This is a genomic window from Sphingomonas vulcanisoli, assembly GCF_011761305.1.
GTDB lineage: Bacteria > Pseudomonadota > Alphaproteobacteria > Sphingomonadales > Sphingomonadaceae > Sphingomonas_I > Sphingomonas_I vulcanisoli.
On record NZ_JAAOZC010000002.1, the window covers coordinates 430,235 to 444,059 of the forward strand.

Below are 13,825 nucleotides of genomic sequence, written 5' to 3' on the forward strand. Positions count from 1 at the left end.
TTTTGCGGTAGGTAATCGCTGGATGCCCCGTGAGGATTCGAACCTCAATTAACGGAGTCAGAGTCCGTGGTCTTACCTTTAGACGACAGGGCAATGCGCGAAGGCGCGCGAAATAGGCGGGGCGCAGCGGCCTGTCAACGCGGGGACGTTACCCGATCGCACCCCTTGCCCCCTCCGGTCGCTCCGCTTACGCTCATTGCCAAGTCCCGGAGGCGATTGCCGATCCGGAGAATAGAAGAGTGATCCATGGGCGAGCGGAAGCGCCAGGATGCGGCCCGCTTCGGGGCCGCGCCTGCTGCCGGGAATGCGCCGGCGATTGAAACCAAGCGCCCCCGGCGGGGCGATCAGCCGCGGCGAATTTATGCCGCGCTGGATCTCGGCACCAACAATTGCCGGCTGCTGATCGCGCGGCCCGAGGGTGACGGCTTCGTCGTCGTCGATGCCTTTTCGCGGATCGTACGGCTGGGCGAGGGTCTGGCCGCCTCGGGGCAGTTGAGCGATGCGGCGATGGACCGCGCGGTGGCCGCGCTGGCGATATGCGCGGAGAAGCTGCGGCGGCGCAACGTCACGCTGGTCCGTTCGGTCGCCACCGAAGCCTGCCGCCGCGCCATCAACGGCCAGGCCTTTATCGATCGCGTCGCCAACGAAACCGGCATCCGGCTGGAGATCATCACCGCCGAACAGGAAGCGCGGCTGGCAGTTACCGGCTGCCAGGCGCTGCTGGAGCCGGGCGACGATCCCGCTTTGGTGTTCGATATCGGCGGCGGATCGACTGAGCTTGTCCTGCTCGACGGGCTCGCCCGTGAGGGCGCGGTGCGCGATTGGTATAGCGCGCCCTGGGGTGTCGTCTCGCTCTCCGAGAGCGAACCGCACATCGGCGGCAGCGAGGCGGAACTGCGGGCCGCTTATGCGCGGATGGTGACGCGCGTCGCCGATGCCTTCGCCCCCTTCGCCGAGCGGCTGAGGAGCGCCGGGATGGGCCCTGGCCGCCTGCTCGGCACGTCCGGCACGGTGACAACGCTGGCCAGCCTCCACCTCGATCTGCCGGCCTATGATCGCAGCAAGGTAGACGGGTTGATCGTCCCCGCCGCCGCGATGCGCGCGATCAGCCTGCGGCTTTCGGGAATGACCGTTAGCGAGCGCGCGAAGCTCGCCTGCATCGGGCGCGAGCGGGCCGATCTTGTGGTCGCGGGCTGCGCGATCCTCGACGTCATCCTCGATCTGTGGCCGGCCGAGCGTCTGGGCGTCGCCGATCGCGGCATCCGCGAGGGCATATTGCGCGGACTGATCGCATCGGACGCGCATTGAGCCTGCTCGCGCCAACTCCAGCGATGCCCAACTCCACCGATGCAATGCGCGTAAAAGCGCTCTAAGGCCCTTTCCATGTTCGGCATCGAACCTTCGGAATATCTCCTCGTGGCGATCGTGGCGCTGGTCGTGATCGGGCCCAAGGATCTGCCGCGGGTGATGCGGATCGTCGGCCAGTGGGTGGGGCGCGCGCGCGGCATGGCGCGGCATTTCCGCGCCGGCTTCGACGAGATGGTCCGCCAGTCCGAGATGGAGGAGATGGAGAAGCGCTGGAAGGAAGAGAATGAGCGGATCATGCGCGAGCATCCGCCGGTCGCGGCTCCAGCCGAAGAAGCCAACGATGCGCATTATGCGATGCTCGCAACCTCGGCCGAGCCCGAGATGAAGCCCGCGCTGCCAGCGCCCGAAGCCGATCCCCAACTCCCGCTTCCCGAGCCCGAGAAACCCCAATCGTGAGCGACGACGAACTCGAATCGAGCCGCGCGCCCCTGCTCGATCATCTGATCGAGCTGCGGCGGCGCTTGCTATGGTCGATCCTCGCGCTGGCGATCGCGTTCGGCATCTGCCTCTATTTCGTGCGGCCGATCTTCAGCTTTCTGGTCCACCCGCTGATCCGTGCGGGGCAAAACAAGCTGATCTACACGCAATTGTTCGAAGCCTTCTTCGTGGAGATGAAGGTGGCCTTCTTCTCGGCGCTGATGCTGAGCTTCCCGATCATCGCCAACCAGCTGTGGCAGTTTGTGGCGCCCGGGCTCTACAAGAAGGAGCGCAATGCGCTGCTGCCGTTTCTTTGGGCGACACCGGTGCTGTTCACGATGGGCGCGGCGCTGGCTTATTATGTCGCCATTCCGATGGCGCTGCACTTCCTGCTGGGCTTTCAGGGCAATCTCGGCGGGGTGCAGCAGGAAGCCCTGCCCTCGATCGCCTCCTACCTCAGCCTGGTCATGCAGTTCCTGTTCGGCTTCGGGATCGCCTTCCTGGTGCCGGTGCTGCTCATGATTCTGGAGCGTGCCGGCCTCGTCACCCGCAAACAGCTCGTCCAGTTTCGGCGCTATGCGATCGTCGCCAATACGGCGGTGGCTGCTCTGCTGGCGCCCCCCGATCTCGGATCGATGGTGCTGCTCGCGGTGCCGCTTATTCTGCTCTACGAGCTGGCGCTGATCGGAATCTGGTTCACCGAGAAGCGCCGCAAGAAAGACGCGCCGGAGGCCTTGCCCCCGGCGCTATGATATCACTTGGCGGCGTTGGTGACGGCATCGCCCGCCGACGACACGTCCTTGCCCGCACCGGCTACGGTGTTGCAGGCCGAAACCATGAGGGTGGCGGCGACGATTGCAACCGCGACGACTTTCCGAACCATGATATTCTTCCCTTGAAACTGGCGCCGCAAACCCGACGACCCGGCGACCAATGCGCCAGCGGGATGCATGTTCCGCAGCCGAACCGAAAAGGACGATGTGTGAGGCGCTTTTGCGCCCGGCCCCAAAACGAACTTGGGTCCGGATGCGCCACCGGGGGGAGGTTTGGCGCTTCCGGACCCATTTCTTTGGACAGCGAGAGCGGGGGGGGCAAAAGGTCGCTATCCGACGTGTAAAACGGCCCGCCATAAATTGGGTTCCGCCCGCCCGTAACTTTTTTTGGGCTATTTTTAACGGGTGGCGTCGTCGTTGGGGACGGTTGGGATCGCAATGGCGTAGCGGCCGATTTGCGGATCGAATTCCATCGCGGCGCGGAGCTGGCGGGAAAGACCGGACACGACCCTTTCGAAGCTCTCATGCCCCGCACTTCCTGTCACCCGCGGCTCCGCAAGCGCCGCGGCGGTGATCGACAGCATCGTCTTGGCACCCGCATCGCCGATCGGCGCCGCCTCAATGCGGGCCAAGGCATCGGGCGCGTAATCGATCAGCAGCTCGATGATCTCAGTCACCAGGAAAGCGACCGGGACCGCCGTATCCTGGCTGACATGGACGGGCGCGATATCCAGCGTGATCGAAAGGCCATCCGCGGTGGGCGGCGCGGTCGCGCGCAAATTGGCGGTGAGTTCGGAGATGATCGAGCGCAGCGCGACACCGCGATTTTTCTCAAGCTCGGCAAAATGGTTGCGGTGGACCACGGCGAGCGCATCGACGCGGCGCTGAATCGTCGCATAAGCCGCCGCGACATCGCCGCGTGAGCCCCGGGCATGCAGATTGATCAGCGAGGCGACCACCTGAAGGTTGTTCTTGACGCGATGATGGACCTCGCGGGTCAGCAGCACCTGACGCCGCAACCCATCTTCCAGGGCCTCCTCGCGATGCATCAGCTGATCGGTCGCGCGTTCGAACGCGGCGCCGAGGCTCTGGATCTCCACCGCCGGGGTCTGCAATTTGGGCAAAACGAACGGCCCTTCGGCATTGCTGGCCAGCGCCACGGCGCGCTGGAGCTGCTTGAGCGGGCGCAGCAGAAGCTCATTGATCACCACCCAACCGATTCCCGCCGCAGCCGCCCACATCAGCAACGGCAACAGGATCAGCAGGACCTCGATTGCGCTGATCGTGCTCGAAATCTGGACGAGCGCCAGCGTCGCTTGCCCGCCGGCGATCGCGGCGCGAACGGTAATGCGCTGATCGAGCGGGAAACGCTTCCGGGCCTTGGCGATCAGCAGCTTGGCGTCGCCCTGTTGCAACGTCAGCCCCTGCGTCTGGTCATCCGTCCCCGCCGCCTGGCGCAGCACCGGGGCGGCAAGCTCGCCCACGCCATAGTCGCCGGCGGCATTAGCGACGCTGAACCGAACGCCGCCGGGATCGCCCAGAACGAGGAGATCGAGGCCGATGTTGCCGCGCGGCGCCGGAAGCCCGCGCGCCTTGAAACCCGGGCTGGCGCACAGCAGACGACCGGCCCTATCAAACAGCGCGATCCGCGATGGCACGTGGATGAGGCGATCCGCCTCCGCGATCAGATCGCTGCAGCGTTCGGGCCGCGCATTTGCGGCCCCTGCGGCGAAGCGCACGACATTTGCGACGCGCACCAGCAAAAGATCGATTTGGCGCGCTTCGGCGGTGGCGATGAGCTGGGCATCGGCCTCATGCTGGAGCTGTTTGGCGTGCGCGGACTGGATGGAGGCGAAGAGCGCGATCAAGCCCAGCGGCATCAAGGCCGCCGTCATGATGAAGAGCATCTTTGTGCCGGTGGAGAAGCGCGCCATCATCGCGGCTGAACGTGTAGCGATTGGAAAGAGCCACGCCTATCGAAGGTGCGGCCCGTTACGATAATTTACCCAGCAGATCGAGAAATTCCTGCGGAATATCTTCGCGCACAGCCTCTTCATAAGCCGAACGCAGCGAGCTTGCGATATGCGTATCGGGTTCCGATGATCCGCGCTTTTTCCGGGGATTGTTGCCCGCGGCCGGCTTCACCTCACGCCCTCTCTTTTCGACTGCCAACCCCGGAAACCCCCTGGAAATCTTTTGTAAGACGACCGCAGGGCGCAGCCTGCGGTGCAACGACTCTTATACGCAAAAGCACCCGACACTGTCCCCACAACATATGGTGGAAAAGCTATGGTGCTGGCGGAAACAAAAACGCGGCACGATTGTTCCAGATGCGGAGCGATAAAGTTTGGGGGACAGTCGGAACGAGCCTAAAGCGCGATTTCCGGTGCCACGATTGCACGCTCCAGTGCTCAATCGCTTTCCATAATGATGCTCAGGAGTGAAGACCCACCATGTCGCTCGGCCAAGATCTCGCCCCCCATCTGCCTTTCCTTCGCCGCTATGCGCGCGCGCTGACCGGCACGCAGCAGCATGGTGACGCCTATGTCCGCGCCACGCTGGAAGCGATCGTCGCCGCGCCAGGGGATTTTCCGCGCGATGTCGATGTCCGGCTCGGCCTTTATCGCACCTTCCAGCGCATCTGGGCCTCGACCAACAGCGACGACAAGCCCGATGCCGATCCAAGCGACACCGGCGCCGTTGCCGATGCACGTCTCGCGCAGATCACCCCGCGCTCGCGCCAGGCACTGCTGCTTACCCAGCTCGAAGGTTTCACGCCCGAGGACGCCGGCTATCTGATGGACGCCGACGCCCCCGAGGTCGATGCGCTAGTGAAGGAGGCGATCGAGGAGATCGAGCGCCAGACCCGCGCCGACGTGCTGATCATCGAGGATGAACCGATCATCGCGATGGATCTCGAGACCATCGTCCGCGATCTAGGCCATAACGTCACCGGCGTAGCGGTGACGCGCGACGAAGCGGTGGCGCAGGCGATGGCCAGCCGCCCCGGCCTTGTCCTGGCCGACATCCAGCTCGCCGATGACAGCTCGGGCATCGATGCGGTGAAGGACATCCTCGCCGAATTCTCGGTGCCGGTGATCTTTATCACCGCTTTCCCCGAGCGCCTGCTGACCGGCGAGCGGCCCGAGCCCACCTTCCTGATCACCAAGCCCTTCCAGCGTTCCACCGTGAAGGCGGCGATCGCGCAGGCTTTGTTCTTCAACGTCGAGACCGTTCCCGCCTGATTGGCGGGAACCCGATTGGGCAGGGTCCGTTTGAGCCCTGCAACGATCGGTGGAGTTCGGCATGGCCGATAATGACAATGTGCATCTTACGCGGACCGAGGCGCGCGGCGGCTCGTCCAACCATGTCACGCGCTACGTTCTGCCGATTTCCCTGGCGCTCGTGGTCATCCTGTTCGTCATCATTCTTCTGATTTGGCGGTAGTTTGCGAAGTGCGGGGGTTGCGAATGGCTGGGTGCGGGTCCATTTCGAAAACAGGGCCGCGGGCTCTGAACGCGGGGACACTCTGAATTGATGAGCGATGATGACGACGAGCTGCCGGTTGAGCCGGTAGAGCATGTCGCGCTCTCCGATGAGGATTTCCGGACCGAGCTCGGCCGCGTGATCCCGCATCTGCGCGCATTCGGCCGTTCGCTGTCTGGCAACCGCGATCTGGCCGACGATCTCGTCCAGGAGACTTTGCTCAAGGCCTGGGCGGCGCGGAAGCGTTTCCAGGCGGGCACCAACATGCGCGCCTGGACCTTCATCATCCTCCGCAACCTGTTCCTCAGCCAGATGCGCCGCGCCCGCTTTAAGGGCGAGTGGGACGATCTGACCGCCAACAAGATCCTCGCCGCGCCCGCCAGCCAGGATCGCCATGTCGATCTTGGCGACCTCCAGCGCGCATTGCTCTACCTGCCCCAGCCGCAGCGTGAGGCGCTGATCCTGGTCGGCGCCGGTGGCTTCGCTTATGAGGAGGCTGCCGAGATTTGCGGCTGCGCGGTCGGCACGATCAAAAGCCGTGTTGCGCGCGGCCGCGTTGCCCTCGAACAGCTCATGAGTGGTGGCGCTCTGCCTTCGCGGCGCAGCCAGGAAAAGAATCCCGGCGACCAGACCGCGCTGCAGGCCATTATGGGCCAGGTCGACGAACTCAGCCGCGGGCGGTAAGGCTGCGCGGTTGCTGCCGCCCTATTTGATACGGGCAAGCAAACGATTGAGTTGCTCGTCGATAGGCTGTGCCGCGTAGCTTGCCTTCAAAGCCGATATCAGGCCGGCATTGGCGCGCGGCAATTGAACGCTGACCGGCTTTCGATCAGTTTCCCTGCCGGATCCAGAGGCCATAAACACATTCATGCCAGCTATAACGTCGCTTCGAGCGTGGAAGTTGCGCCTGTTTCGGAACTGAACTGAAGATGAGCGATTCCACCCCCTCGCGCCCTTCGCCAGATTTGGCCGCGGCTGTCGCACGGGCAGATGCTCATGCGCCCTTCCTGAGGCGGCTGATCGCACGGCGACCCGAGGTCGTCGCCGCTTTGGTCAGCGGCGGGCTGGCGGCGGCGATTGCGGCAGGCAAATCGGAAGACGACGATCTCGGCGTGGCATTACGCCGCGAGCGTCAAGCGGTGGCGCTGGCCGTGGCGCTGGCCGATCTCGCCGGCGCGCCGCTGGAGCAGGTTACGCGCGCGCTCAGCGATTTCGCCGACAGCGCGCTCGATCGGGCGATCGGCCATGCGCTGCACAGCCGCTACCCCGATGCCGAACCACGCGGTCTGGCGGCGCTGGCGCTGGGCAAGCAGGGCAGCCGTGAACTCAACTACTCCTCGGACATCGATCCGATTCTGCTCTACGATCCCCCAACTCTGCCCCATCTTGCCCGCGAGGAGCCCGCCGAAGCCGCGCAGCGGCTGACGCGCGCGATCCTGGCCTTGCTGCAGGAGCCGAGTGGCGAGGGCATCGTGCTGCGCGTCGATCTCCGCCTGCGTCCGGCCTCCGAGGCAGCACCGCTCGCGGTGCCGATCGACGCCGCGATCGGCCATTATGAAACGTCGGCCTTGCCGTGGGAGCGGGCGGCGATGATCCGCGCGCGTGCGGCAGCGGGGGATCAGACGCTCGGCGATCGCTTCCTTGGGCAGATCCAGCCGTTCGTCTGGCGGCGCGGGCTCGATTATGGCGCGATCGGCGAGATGCGCGCACTTTCGCGCCGCATCCGCGCGCACCATGCGCAGGTGCAGGCACTGGGGCCGGGCTATGACGTCAAGCGCGGCCGCGGCGGCATCCGCGAGGTCGAATTCTTTGCGCAGATCCATCAGCTGATCCATGGCGGCCGCGATCCGGGGTTGCGCACCCCTGCGACGCTCGATGCGCTCGCGGCGCTCGCCGCGGCAGGTTGGATCGGACATGACGAGGCCGCGACGCTGGCCGATGCCTATCGCCTGCTCCGCACGATCGAACACCGCCTGCAAATGGTGGAGGACAAGCAGACCCACCGTATCCCGATTGAAGCAGACGCGATCGATAACGTCGCCCGGCTCGGCGGCTATGCCGATGGCGCGGCTATGCTCGATGATCTGCGGCCAAGGATCGAGGCGGTCGGCGCGATCTACGATGGCCTGGAAGGTGAGGACGATCCCGGGCTGCCGCAGGAACAAGAGGCGCTGAACCGCCAGCTGGCCACGCTGGGTTTCACCGATCCGGGCGCGGCAGGCGCGCGGATTGCCGAATGGCGCCGGGGCAGCGTCCGCACGACACGATCGACCGCGGCGCGCGAGGCTTTGGAGAAGGTGCTGCCATCGCTGGTCGAGGCGATCGGACGGGCGCCCGCGGCCGATGAGGGACTGCTGCGGTTCGATCGGCTGATCGACGGCCTGCCGAGCGCGCTCAATCTTTTCCGCCTGCTCGAGGCGCGGCCGACCCTAGTCGCGCTGCTCGCCACGATCCTCGGCCATGCCCCCGCGCTGGCGAGCGATCTCGCGCGGCGGGCGAACCTGCTCGATGGCCTGATCGACGCCACCGCACTGGAACCGCCCCCCTCGGTGGACGCGCTGATCGCCGAATTCGGAAGGCCGGGGGCCGGCGATTATGAAAAGCTGCTCGATCGCGTCCGCCTCGATGTCGGCGAGCGGCGGTTTGCTTTGGGCGTGCAGCTGCTCTCGGGCACGCGCGATCCGATCGCGGTCGGCGAAGGCTATGGGCGTGTCGCGGAGGCGGCGATCGCGGTACTCGCCGGCGCGGCGGCGGCGGAGTTCGAGGCGGCGCATGGCAAAGTGCCGGGCGGGGAGCTCGTCATCCTTGCGCTCGGCCGGATGGGCGGCGGGGTGCTGACCCATGCCTCGGACCTCGATCTTATCTATCTCTTCACCGGCGATTTTCTGGTGGAATCGGATGGCCGCCGCCCGCTCGGCGCGACGACCTATTTCCAGCGCCTCGCCCAGCGCGTTACCGCCGCGCTTTCGGCGCCGACCGCGAGCGGGCCACTCTATGAGGTCGATACCCGGCTGCGACCCTCGGGTGCGCAAGGGCTACTCGCGGTCTCGATCGAGAGCTTCCAGCGTTACGAGGCCGAGGATGCCTGGACGTGGGAGCATATGGCGCTGGCCCGCGCCCGCCCGCTGTTCGGATCGGCAGCGGCGCGCGGCCAACTCCAAGCGGTGATCGACGCCACGCTGCGCCGGGAGCGCGATCCCGTTAAGCTCACCGCCGATGCGGCGCGGATGCGCGACGAGATTGCCAAGCATAAGCCGCCAGCCGGTCCGCTCGACGTCAAGCTGATCGAAGGCGGGCTGGTCGATGCCGAATTCGCGGTCCACACGCTCCAACTGCGCGACCATATCGGCTTTTCACCGCGCCTGGCCGAGGCGGCGCGGACGCTGGAGGCGGCGGGCAAGCTGGCGTCGGGGTTCGATGCGGCAGCGGCGCTGATGACGCGGATGCTGATCATGCTCCGCCTGCTCGCCGGACCGGACGGCGCGCCGGGCTCAGCCTCGCAGGGGCTGATGGCCGAGGCCTGCGGCTATGGCGCGTGGGAGGATCTTCTTGCCGCTTATGAAGAGGCGCGGGTGCTGATCGGTGGCGAGTGGCGGCGGATCGCGCAAGGCTGCTAGGACGCCTCCAGACTCAACAGAGGAGCTTTCGATGATCGAACAAGGCGATGCCGCCCCCGACGTGACCTTGCAGATGGGCGATGGATCGATGCTGCCGCTCAGCAAGCTTTCCCGCCCACTGGTCGTCTATTTCTATCCCAAGGACGACACCTCCGGCTGCACCGCCGAGGCCAAGGACTTTTCCGAGCTTGCCGCCGCGTTCGAGATGGCAGGGACGGGGCTGCTCGGCGTCAGCAAGGATAGCCCCCAGAAGCATGCCAAATTTGCGGCGAAATATGACCTCAAGGTGCCGTTGGCGACCGATGCCGATGGTTCGGTGTGCGAGGGCTTCGGCACTTGGGTGGAGAAGAGCCTGTATGGCCGCAAATATATGGGGATCGAGCGCGCGACGTTCCTGATCGATGCACAGGGCAAGATTGCGAAAGTGTGGCGCAAGGTTTCGGTGAAGGGCCACGCGCAGGACGTGCTGGCGGCGGCGCGAGGGCTGACGGGGTGAGCCTCCAAAATCCTCCCCTGCAAGGGGAGGGGAACCATCCGCAGGATGGTGGAGGGGTATCCTGCCATCGAGAGGGTGACGCCCCTCCGTCAGCGCTGCGCGCTGCCACCTCCCCTTCCAGGGGAGGAACTATAGGCGCCGCCTGCCGCACCGTTCTCCTTAGCGCAGAACCGCACGCCAAGGTGATGGCCGCCCGGGCGCTTGCGCGCGACTGGCGGCTGGGGCGGCTCGAACACAGCTTCGATGCCGCCATGCCCGATCGCCCGGCGCGGCCCGATCGGCCCGAGCTGCTGCCGCCCAACCGCATGCCCAAGCGCGGCCGCGGCGGCAGCGCGGAGGGGCGGACCGCTTTGCTCCATTCGCTCGCGCACATCGAATTTTCGGCGATCGATCTCGCGGTCGATTTGGTCGGGCGGTTCGGGGTGCAGTTTCCGCGCGCTTTCGTCGACGATTGGCTCAGGGTCGCGGCGGACGAGGCGATGCATTTCGCGATCCTCGATCGGCGGCTTCGCGCGCTCGGTTCGCACTATGGCGCCCTGCCCGCGCATGATGGATTGTGGGAGGCGGCGGAGCAGACCGCAGGCGATGCGCTCGCGCGGCTGGCGATCGTGCCGCTGGTGCTGGAGGCGCGCGGGCTGGACGTAACGCCGCAGACGATCGAACGGCTCCAGGCCCATGGCGATCACGCCAGCGCCCGCCTGCTCCACCGCATCTACACCGATGAAATCGTCCATGTCGGGACGGGCATGCGATGGTTTGATTCGGCCTGTGCCGCGCAAGGCCTGGCGCCCGTCGCGCATTGGCGCGGGCTTGTCCTTCAGTATTTTCGCGGAGGGCTGAAGCCTCCGTTCAACGACTCAGCGCGTTCGCAAGCCGGTCTAACGCCCGATTTTTACCTTGATGTTGCAGCCTCCGGAAACGGCCGACACACTGCAGTCAATCGCTAGCGGGAGGGGCAATTCCAGCTGCGGTTGTGTTCTTGACGGGTCATTCGTGGCGGGGGCTGCGCGTGATTCCGAACTCACATCGCCGGGGAAGTAATGACGTTTCGTCAAATGTTTGTGCGCGCCATCGGCGCCGCGTCGATCGCCTTCGTTGCTATGTCCGCCGCTAACGCCGCCGATGTTACTGCGCCGGAAAAGGGCGCACGGATCAGCGGCGATGTCGCGTCTGATCAGGCATCAGCGGTCGGCAGCAATGAAGATCAGTTCCACGCGCTGTTCACCGGCTGGCAGCGTCAGGATGCCGTCGGCACCCAGGCGATGGCCGTACCCTCGTCCAAGCCCCTCAACACCGCGACTTTCACCTCCGGCTTCGGCGTCCGCTCCGATCCTTTCCGCGGGTCTGCAGCGATGCACGCCGGCATCGATCTCGCCGCGCCCACCGGCACCGCCGTCTACGCAACCGCCGATGGCGTCGTCGATCATGCTTCGTGGGAAGGCGGCTATGGCAACATGGTCGAGATCAACCATGGCAAGGGGCTGGAGACGCGCTTCGGCCACCTGTCGCGCATTCTCGTACACGATGGCCAGACGGTGCACCGCGGCGATCTGATCGCGCTGGTCGGCTCAACCGGCCGCTCGACCGGCCCGCACCTCCATTATGAGGTCCGGATGGACGGCCATGCGGTCAATCCGATCCCCTATCTGCAGGCGAGCGACTATGTCGTGGCGATGCAGCAGCGCGCCAACACCGTCGCCCAGGGCGGCCCGGACGATGTCGACGGCGGGCAGGATTGATCCTCGCCGCTTGTTGAAGACCGTCGGGGCGCCTATCTCGCAGACATGAGCGAACTCGCGATCGACCTTACCCCGTCCGCTGCCCAGCGCGTGGCGACGATTGCCACCAAGCAGGGCAAGCCCGCGATCCTGCGGCTGGCCGTCGAAGGCGGCGGTTGTGCTGGCTTCCAGTATAAATTCGGTCTCGCCGATGCGGTGGAGGGCGATGATACGCTCGCCGAGCGCGATGGCGTCACTTTGGTGGTCGATAGCGTCAGCCTCGATCTCGTGCGCGGATCGGCGGTCGATTATGTCGAATCGCTCGGCGGCGCGGCGTTTCGCGTCAACAATCCTGTCGCGGCTTCGGGCTGCGGCTGCGGCACGAGCTTCTCGATCTAGCGATGCCGTCATGCTGAACTCGTTTCAGCATCCATTCCTCCACCGGCACCGTCCCTGCGCGTTGCACGATAGATCCTGAAACAAGTTCAGGATGACGGGAGGGCGGGCGAGGGCTAACGCGGCCCCATGAAGATCGCGACCTTCAACGTGAACGGCATCGGGGCGCGGCTGCCGCGGCTGCTGGAGTGGCTGGAGGAGACCCAGCCCGATATCGCCTGCCTCCAGGAATTGAAGGCGCCTGACGAGCGCTTCCCCGAAGCCGAGATCAAGACCGCCGGCTACAATTCCGTGTGGCACGGACAGAAGAGCTGGAACGGTGTCGCCATTCTCGCCAAGGGCATGGATATCCACCTGACCCGCAAGGGCCTGCCCAATGATCCCGATCCTTCGCACAGCCGCTATATCGAGGCCGCGGTCGGCGGGCTGATCGTCGGCGGCTTGTACCTGCCCAACGGCAATCCGATCCCCGGCCCCAAGTTCGATTACAAGCTAGCCTGGTTCGAAGCCTTGATCGATCACGCCAGGACATTGTGGGCTACCGAGGCGCCGGTGGTGCTGGCGGGGGATTGGAACGTGATCCCCACCGAGTCCACCGACGACGTTTATTCGGCCAAGCGGATGGCGGGCGATGCGCTGATGCAGCCCGAAAGCCGCGCCTGCTTCGCGCGGCTTAAACATGCCGGCTGGATCGATGCGCTGCGCGCGATCCAGCCGAGTGGCCCGGTCTACACCTTCTGGGATTATACGATGAACGCCTGGGCGCGGGATGCGGGCTTCCGCATCGATCATCTGATGCTCAGCCCCGCCGCCGCCGATTGCCTGATCGATGCCGGCGTCGATCGCGATACGCGCGCCAAGGAGAAGGCGAGCGATCATGCGCCGACCTGGATCAAGCTTCGCTAACCCAATGAGGAGAAGATGATGCGTGCCTTCCTTGCTCTCGCCCCGCTCGCGCTGATCACCGCATCGGCGCAGGCCGCGTCCTCTACCGTTATGCTCAAGAGCGCATCCGGTCCCGCGGGCACGGCGGTGCTGACCGATGCGCCGAAGGGCCTGCTGATCCATATCGAGGCGAGCGGGCTCACGCCGGGCTGGCACGCGATCCACATCCACGAGAAAGGCGATTGCTCGGACGCCGCGTTCAAGATGGCCGGCGCGCACGTCCATGCGATGACGCCCGCGGTCCACGGCCTGCTCAACCCGGCGGCCAACGATCAGGGTGATCTGCCCAACATCTACGCCGCCGCGGACGGCAGCGCCAAGGCCGATCTGTTCACCGCCACGGCATCGCTTTCGGGCGCGATCGGGGCGAAGCTGCTCGATGCCGACGGCTCGGCGATCGTGATCCACGCCAAGCCCGACGATTACACCACGCAGCCGATCGGTGGCGCGGGTGATCGGGTGGTCTGCGGGATCGTGAAGTAAGAGACCGTTTGAAACGCGCGAAAGAGCGAGTTTCGGACCAACCCCTAAGACAAATCGGGCGCTCCGCTGCGTTAGTCAATGCGCCGCGGAGCGCCGCCGCTGTCACCCCACCCCCCGGCGGCGACA

17 protein-coding genes and 1 tRNA gene are annotated in these 13,825 nt (G+C 65.5%); 13 read left to right on the top strand and 5 right to left on the bottom strand.

Annotated features, from left to right (window positions below; translation table 11 throughout):
* Positions 1 to 19: 19 nt before the first annotated feature.
* Positions 20 to 93: transfer RNA gene (locus FHS31_RS06180), tRNA-Gln, on the bottom strand.
* A gap of 153 nt (positions 94 to 246) precedes the next feature.
* On the opposite strand from FHS31_RS06180, the gene FHS31_RS06185 reads away from it, so the two are divergent.
* The 3 genes from FHS31_RS06185 (at position 247) to tatC (ending at position 2,537) form a co-directional block, all read left to right on the top strand.
* The gene (locus tag FHS31_RS06185) at positions 247 to 1,308 is read left to right on the top strand and encodes a Ppx/GppA phosphatase family protein (RefSeq protein ID WP_167072482.1); all 1,062 of its coding nucleotides are present in this window, start codon (positions 247 to 249) and stop codon (positions 1,306 to 1,308) included.
* A 75-nt stretch (positions 1,309 to 1,383) separates the two neighbouring features.
* On the top strand, positions 1,384 to 1,764 hold the full coding sequence (gene tatB, locus FHS31_RS06190) for a Sec-independent protein translocase protein TatB (protein WP_167072483.1): 381 nt from the start codon (positions 1,384 to 1,386) through the stop codon (positions 1,762 to 1,764).
* Positions 1,761 to 2,537: a twin-arginine translocase subunit TatC gene (gene tatC / locus FHS31_RS06195; RefSeq protein WP_167072484.1), complete on the top strand. Its 777-nt coding sequence runs from the start codon at positions 1,761 to 1,763 to the stop codon at positions 2,535 to 2,537. Before tatB ends, tatC begins: the two co-directional genes overlap by 4 nt.
* A gap of 2 nt (positions 2,538 to 2,539) precedes the next feature.
* Here tatC and FHS31_RS06200 read toward each other — a convergent pair whose 3' ends face one another.
* From FHS31_RS06200 to FHS31_RS06210, 3 genes are all read right to left on the bottom strand, one after another.
* Positions 2,540 to 2,668 carry an entericidin A/B family lipoprotein gene (locus FHS31_RS06200; protein WP_208408577.1) on the bottom strand — a complete coding sequence of 43 codons (129 nt, stop codon included), beginning with the start codon at positions 2,666 to 2,668 and terminating at the stop codon, positions 2,540 to 2,542.
* 288 nt (positions 2,669 to 2,956) lie between these two features.
* A complete protein-coding gene (locus FHS31_RS06205) occupies positions 2,957 to 4,495 on the bottom strand; it encodes a sensor histidine kinase (protein ID WP_167072485.1) in 1,539 nt (512 codons plus the stop codon).
* Positions 4,496 to 4,550: 55 nt separating this feature from the next.
* Positions 4,551 to 4,790 carry a NepR family anti-sigma factor gene (locus FHS31_RS06210; protein WP_243843298.1) on the bottom strand — a complete coding sequence of 80 codons (240 nt, stop codon included), beginning with the start codon at positions 4,788 to 4,790 and terminating at the stop codon, positions 4,551 to 4,553.
* A gap of 221 nt (positions 4,791 to 5,011) precedes the next feature.
* Here FHS31_RS06210 and FHS31_RS06215 point away from each other — a divergent pair, with 221 nt between their 5' ends.
* The 3 genes from FHS31_RS06215 to FHS31_RS06225 all read left to right on the top strand — a co-directional run bounded on the left by FHS31_RS06215 (position 5,012) and on the right by FHS31_RS06225 (position 6,728).
* Positions 5,012 to 5,803 carry a response regulator gene (locus FHS31_RS06215; protein ID WP_167072486.1) on the top strand — a complete coding sequence of 264 codons (792 nt, stop codon included), beginning with the start codon at positions 5,012 to 5,014 and terminating at the stop codon, positions 5,801 to 5,803.
* Positions 5,804 to 5,864: 61 nt separating this feature from the next.
* Entirely contained in the window at positions 5,865 to 6,005 is a 141-nt protein-coding gene (locus FHS31_RS06220) for a hypothetical protein (protein ID WP_167072487.1), read from the top strand.
* Positions 6,006 to 6,095: 90 nt separating this feature from the next.
* The gene (locus tag FHS31_RS06225; RefSeq protein WP_167072488.1) at positions 6,096 to 6,728 is read left to right on the top strand and encodes a sigma-70 family RNA polymerase sigma factor; all 633 of its coding nucleotides are present in this window, start codon (positions 6,096 to 6,098) and stop codon (positions 6,726 to 6,728) included.
* 21 nt (positions 6,729 to 6,749) lie between these two features.
* Here the strand turns inward: FHS31_RS06225 and FHS31_RS06230 are convergent, their stop codons facing one another.
* Positions 6,750 to 6,914, bottom strand: coding sequence for a hypothetical protein (locus tag FHS31_RS06230; RefSeq protein ID WP_167072489.1), 165 nt, complete (start codon positions 6,912 to 6,914; stop codon positions 6,750 to 6,752).
* A gap of 59 nt (positions 6,915 to 6,973) precedes the next feature.
* Between FHS31_RS06230 and FHS31_RS06235 the strand changes: the two genes are divergently transcribed.
* From FHS31_RS06235 to FHS31_RS06265, 7 genes are all read left to right on the top strand, one after another.
* A complete protein-coding gene (locus tag FHS31_RS06235) occupies positions 6,974 to 9,661 on the top strand; it encodes a bifunctional [glutamine synthetase] adenylyltransferase/[glutamine synthetase]-adenylyl-L-tyrosine phosphorylase (protein ID WP_167072490.1) in 2,688 nt (895 codons plus the stop codon).
* Positions 9,662 to 9,692: 31 nt separating this feature from the next.
* Positions 9,693 to 10,157, top strand: a complete 465-nt coding sequence (locus FHS31_RS06240; protein WP_167072491.1) for a peroxiredoxin — start codon at positions 9,693 to 9,695, stop codon at positions 10,155 to 10,157.
* Between the two features lie 95 nt (positions 10,158 to 10,252).
* Positions 10,253 to 11,104: a ferritin-like domain-containing protein gene (locus FHS31_RS06245; RefSeq protein WP_279587882.1), complete on the top strand. Its 852-nt coding sequence runs from the start codon at positions 10,253 to 10,255 to the stop codon at positions 11,102 to 11,104.
* 93 nt (positions 11,105 to 11,197) lie between these two features.
* A complete protein-coding gene (locus FHS31_RS06250; RefSeq protein WP_167072492.1) occupies positions 11,198 to 11,896 on the top strand; it encodes a M23 family metallopeptidase in 699 nt (232 codons plus the stop codon).
* Between the two features lie 45 nt (positions 11,897 to 11,941).
* Positions 11,942 to 12,274 (top strand): HesB/IscA family protein, encoded by a 333-nt coding sequence (locus FHS31_RS06255; protein WP_167072493.1) that lies wholly within the window; start codon positions 11,942 to 11,944, stop codon positions 12,272 to 12,274.
* Positions 12,275 to 12,400: 126 nt separating this feature from the next.
* Positions 12,401 to 13,177 carry an exodeoxyribonuclease III gene (locus FHS31_RS06260; RefSeq protein WP_167072494.1) on the top strand — a complete coding sequence of 259 codons (777 nt, stop codon included), beginning with the start codon at positions 12,401 to 12,403 and terminating at the stop codon, positions 13,175 to 13,177.
* Between the two features lie 15 nt (positions 13,178 to 13,192).
* Positions 13,193 to 13,699 carry a superoxide dismutase family protein gene (locus tag FHS31_RS06265; protein ID WP_167072495.1) on the top strand — a complete coding sequence of 169 codons (507 nt, stop codon included), beginning with the start codon at positions 13,193 to 13,195 and terminating at the stop codon, positions 13,697 to 13,699.
* The last annotated feature ends 126 nt before the right edge of the window (positions 13,700 to 13,825 follow it).